Origin of the sequence: Pseudomonas monteilii NBRC 103158 = DSM 14164, assembly GCF_000730605.1 — a bacterium.
Taxonomy (GTDB): domain Bacteria; phylum Pseudomonadota; class Gammaproteobacteria; order Pseudomonadales; family Pseudomonadaceae; genus Aquipseudomonas; species Aquipseudomonas monteilii.
In genome coordinates this window covers 1-4,380 of record NZ_BBIS01000091.1, presented here as the reverse complement: position 1 = coordinate 4,380, position 4,380 = coordinate 1, and the positions used below count along the sequence as shown (strand labels likewise).

Sequence of the window (4,380 nt, the reverse complement as noted above, 5' to 3'; positions counted from 1 at the left end):
ATCTCACAGGCGCAAAGCATCCACAGCCAAACCCTTTGAAGCCCCCACCACCCTCAGCCTCAGTGTGAATGCTTGGGCACTGCCGCTCCGCGGCAACCGACCAGGAAGTCGAAGTCGCACCCTTCATCAGCCTGCATCACGTGGTCCAGGTACAGCTTCGCATAACCGCCGCTGATCAACTGTGGCGGGGTTTGCAGGTCGGCCAGGCGGCCGGCCAGTTCCTCGGCGGAAATGTCCAGGTGCAGCCGGCCTTCCTTGCAATCCAGCTCGATCCAGTCACCTTCGCGTACCACTGCCAATGGCCCGCCCGCCGCCGCCTCGGGCGCGACGTGCAGCACCACGGTGCCGTAGGCGGTGCCGCTCATGCGGGCGTCGGAAATACGCACCATGTCGGTCACGCCCTGGGCCAGCAGCTTGGCGGGCAAACCCATGTTGCCGACCTCGGCCATGCCCGGGTAGCCCTTGGGCCCGCAGTACTTCATCACCAGCACCGAGTTGGCGTCCACCTCCAGCTCAGGGTCGTTGATGCGTGCCTTGTAGTCCTCGAAGTTTTCAAACACTACGGCGCGGCCACGGTGCTGCATCAGTGCCGGTGTTGCCGCCGATGGCTTGAGTACCGCGCCCTTGGGCGCCAGGTTGCCGCGCAGGATGCAGATGCCGCCATCGGCCACCAGCGGTTTGTCGATCGGGCGGATGACTTCTTCGTCATACAGCGGCGCGGCCTGGCAGTTGTCCCACAGGCTCTTGCCATTGGCGGTCAGCGCGGTTGGGTTGGGCAGCAGGCCATGTTCGCCCAGGCGGCGGATGACCGCCGGCAGGCCGCCAGCGTAGTAGAACTCTTCCATCAGGAAGCGGCCCGAGGGCTGCAGGTCGACCAAGGTCGGGGTGCCACGGCCGACGCGGGTCCAGTCTTCCAGTTGCAGGTCTACGCCAATGCGCCCGGCAATCGCCTTCAGGTGGATCACGGCGTTGGTCGAACCACCAATGGCGGCGTTGACGCGGATGGCGTTCTCAAAAGCTTCGCGGGTGAGGATCTTCGACAGGCGCAGGTCTTCGCGGACCATGTCGACAATGCGCATGCCCGACAGGTGGGCGAGTACATAGCGCCGTGCATCCACCGCCGGGATGGCGGCGTTGTGCGGCAGCGAAGTGCCCAGCGCCTCGGCCATGCAGGCCATGGTCGACGCGGTGCCCATGGTGTTGCAGGTGCCCGCCGAGCGCGACATGCCGGCCTCGGCCGAGAGGAACTCGTTGAGGTCGATCTGGCCGGCTTTATAGGCCTCGTGCATCTGCCAGACGATGGTGCCGGCGCCAATGTCCTTGCCTTTGTGCTTGCCGTTGAGCATCGGCCCACCGGTGACCACGATCGCTGGCACGTCGCAGCTCGCAGCGCCCATCAGCAGCGCCGGGGTGGTCTTGTCGCAGCCGGTCAGCAGCACCACGGCGTCTACCGGGTTGCCGCGAATCGCTTCTTCCACATCCATGCTCGCCAGGTTGCGGGTGAGCATGGCAGTGGGGCGCAGGTTGGACTCGCCGCTGGAGAACACCGGGAACTCCACCGGGAAGCCGCCAGCCTCCAGCACGCCCTTTTTTACGTGCTCGGCAATCTTGCGGAAGTGGGCGTTGCACGGGGTCAGCTCCGACCAGGTGTTGCAGATGCCGATGATCGGCTTGCCCTGGAATTCGTGGTCCGGGATGCCCTGGTTCTTCATCCAGCTGCGGTACATGAAGCCGTTCTTGTCGGCGGTACCAAACCATTGGGCAGAGCGCAGGGGGTGTTGTTTATCAGACATGGCGGGACACCTAATTAGTATTACTATTTGTCGTTATGTGGCTGACTCTACCGGCTAAAAAGGCATCTGTGAAGGCTTGTTGTTCTAAATAGTAATACTATATGATCGTTTCGCCAGGTTAGAGGTCTGCCATAAAGCCCCGGCCAGGTGCTGTGCCCATTACAAGAACAATTGGAGACATCGCCATGATTCAGGAGCAGCGGCTCGTCCGCCTGATCACACTGAAACTCATCCCTTTTCTGGTTCTGCTTTACCTGGTGGCCTATGTCGATCGCTCGGCGGTGGGCTTTGCCAAGCTGCACATGGGCGCCGACATCGGCCTGGGTGACGCTGCCTATGGCCTTGGCGCCGGGCTGTTCTTCATCGGTTATTTTCTGTTCGAGGTGCCGAGCAACCTGTTGCTCGACCGCTTTGGCGCACGTCGGTGGTTCGCCCGCATCCTGGTAACCTGGGGCGCGATCACCGTTGGCATGGCGTTTGTCACCGGGCCTAACGGCTTCTACGTGATGCGCTTCTTGCTGGGGGCGGCCGAGGCGGGCTTCTTCCCTGGCGTGCTGTACTACATCACCCAGTGGTACCCGGTGCGCCACCGCGGCAAGATCCTGGGCTTCTTCATCCTCTCGCAGCCACTGGCCATGCTGGTCACCGGGCCGTTGTCCGGCGCGCTGTTGGGGCTTGAGGGCATCTACGGCCTGCATGGCTGGCAGTGGCTGTTCATCTGCATCGGCACGCCGGCTGTGTTGTTGGCATTGCCCACACTGCGCCTGCTACCGGACGGGCCTGCCAAGGTGCGCTGGCTCAGCGACGAGCAACGCAACTGGCTGCAGGAGCAGTTGGCCAACGACCTGCGCGAGTTCGGCCAGACCCGTCATGGCAACCCGCTGCATGCCCTGAAAGATGGCCGGGTGCTGTTGCTGGCGCTGTTCTACTTGCCAATGACCCTGAGCATTTATGGCCTGGGCCTGTGGCTGCCCGCGCTGATCCACCAGTTTGGCGGCAGTGACCTGGTCACCGGTTTTGTCTCGGCGGTGCCCTACCTGTTCGGCATCATCGGCCTGCTGATCGTGCCGCGCAGCTCCGACCGCCTGAACGATCGCTACGGCCACCTTGGCCTGCTGTACGCACTGGGTGCCATCGGCCTGTTCTTCAGCGCCTGGCTGACCATGCCTGTGCTGCAGTTGGCCGCGCTGTGCCTGGTGGCGTTCGCGCTGTTCTCCTGCACGGCCATCTTCTGGACGCTGCCGGGGCGGTTCTTCTCCGGTGCCAGCGCGGCGGCGGGCATCGCCTTGATCAACTCGATCGGCAACCTCGGCGGCTACCTTGGCCCGTTCGGCATCGGCGCGCTCAAGGAATACACCGGGCAGCTGTCGTCGGGCCTGTATTTCCTGGCGCTGGTGATGCTGTGCGGGGTGTTGCTCACGGGCGTGGTCTACAACCGCCTGGAGCGCCGCCAGCGCCTGGCTTCCACGCGGGCGGCCTAGGCCTCCCGCTAATCCTTGCAACCGATAAGCGAGCACAAGCATGCGACTGATTCAATTCGAAACCGCTGGCGGCCAGCGCCGTGTGGGCGTGGTGGAAGGCGAGTACGCCCTTGAAGTATTGGGCGCCAACAGCACACGTGAACTGGCGTTGCAGGCCATTGCCGCCGGCCGTGACCTGGCCAGCGAAGTACAGGCCGCAGGCCTGGGCGAGCGCCACGACTACTTGGCCCTGTTGGCCGAAGGCCGTGTGTTGCCACCGCTGGACCATCCGGACCCGGCTCACTGCCTGGTGACCGGTACCGGGCTTACCCATCTGGGCAGCGCCGCCACGCGCGACAAGATGCACCAGCAGCAAGCCGAAGGTGCCGTGACCGACAGTATGCGCATGTTCCAGTGGGGCCTGGAGGGCGGGCGACCGCCAGCGGGTGAAGAGGGGGCGCAGCCGGAGTGGTTCTACAAAGGCGATGGCGGCATCGTCGTGCGCCCCGGCGCCGACCTGCCGCTGCCGGCCTTTGCCGAAGATGCGGGCGAGGAGCCAGAGCTGGTCGGGCTGTACCTGATCGGTGCCGACGGCACGCCTTACCGCCTCGGCTACGCCCTGGGCAACGAGTTCTCCGACCATGTCATGGAACGGCGCAATTACCTGTACCTGGCACACTCCAAGCTGCGCGCCTGCAGCTTCGGCCCAGAGCTGCGCCTGGGTGCTTTACCGGCCCATCTGGAAGGCACCAGCCGCATCTTGCGAGATGGCCAGGAACTGTGGAGCAAGCCGTTTCTTTCGGGCGAGCAGAACATGTGCCACAGCTTCGAGAACCTTGAGTTCCACCATTTCAAGTACGCCCAGTTCCTGCGTGCTGGCGATATCCATGTGCATTATTTTGGCACCGCCACGCTGTCGTTTGCCGACGGCATCCAGGCCCGCCCGGGCGATACCTTCGAGGTCAGCCTTGACGCCTTTGGCCAGCCGCTGCGCAACGGCATTGCAGCAGCGTCCGGGCAGGTTCGCCCGGGCCTGGTGAAAAGCCTTTGAACGAGTCGCCGGTCAGTCAATGAAGCTGGGATCGCTGACCGACTGCCATGCACCCTTGCGCCCTCTTTCTTTTGGG

3 protein-coding genes are annotated in these 4,380 nt (G+C 63.8%); 2 read left to right on the top strand and 1 reads right to left on the bottom strand.

Annotated features, from left to right (window positions below; all coding sequences use genetic code 11):
• Positions 1–59: 59 nt before the first annotated feature.
• Entirely contained in the window at positions 60–1,793 is a 1,734-nt protein-coding gene (locus PM2_RS29090; RefSeq protein WP_028700086.1) for an IlvD/Edd family dehydratase, read from the bottom strand.
• 185 nt (positions 1,794–1,978) lie between these two features.
• Between PM2_RS29090 and PM2_RS29085 the strand changes: the two genes are divergently transcribed.
• Complete coding sequence (locus tag PM2_RS29085; RefSeq protein ID WP_028700087.1) at positions 1,979–3,274, top strand: MFS transporter; 1,296 nt, start codon at positions 1,979–1,981, stop codon at positions 3,272–3,274.
• Between the two features lie 40 nt (positions 3,275–3,314).
• A complete protein-coding gene (araD1, locus tag PM2_RS29080; RefSeq protein WP_016711231.1) occupies positions 3,315–4,304 on the top strand; it encodes an AraD1 family protein in 990 nt (329 codons plus the stop codon).
• The last annotated feature ends 76 nt before the right edge of the window (positions 4,305–4,380 follow it).

Bases quoted from the DNA above. Each gene is read 5' to 3' on its own strand.
- PM2_RS29090 (WP_028700086.1), bottom strand. From the start codon at position 1,793: ATGTCTGATAAACAACACCCCCTGCGCTCTGCCCAATGGTTTGGTACC.
- PM2_RS29085 (WP_028700087.1), top strand. From the start codon at position 1,979: ATGATTCAGGAGCAGCGGCTCGTCCGCCTGATCACACTGAAACTCATC.
- araD1 (WP_016711231.1), top strand. From the start codon at position 3,315: ATGCGACTGATTCAATTCGAAACCGCTGGCGGCCAGCGCCGTGTGGGC.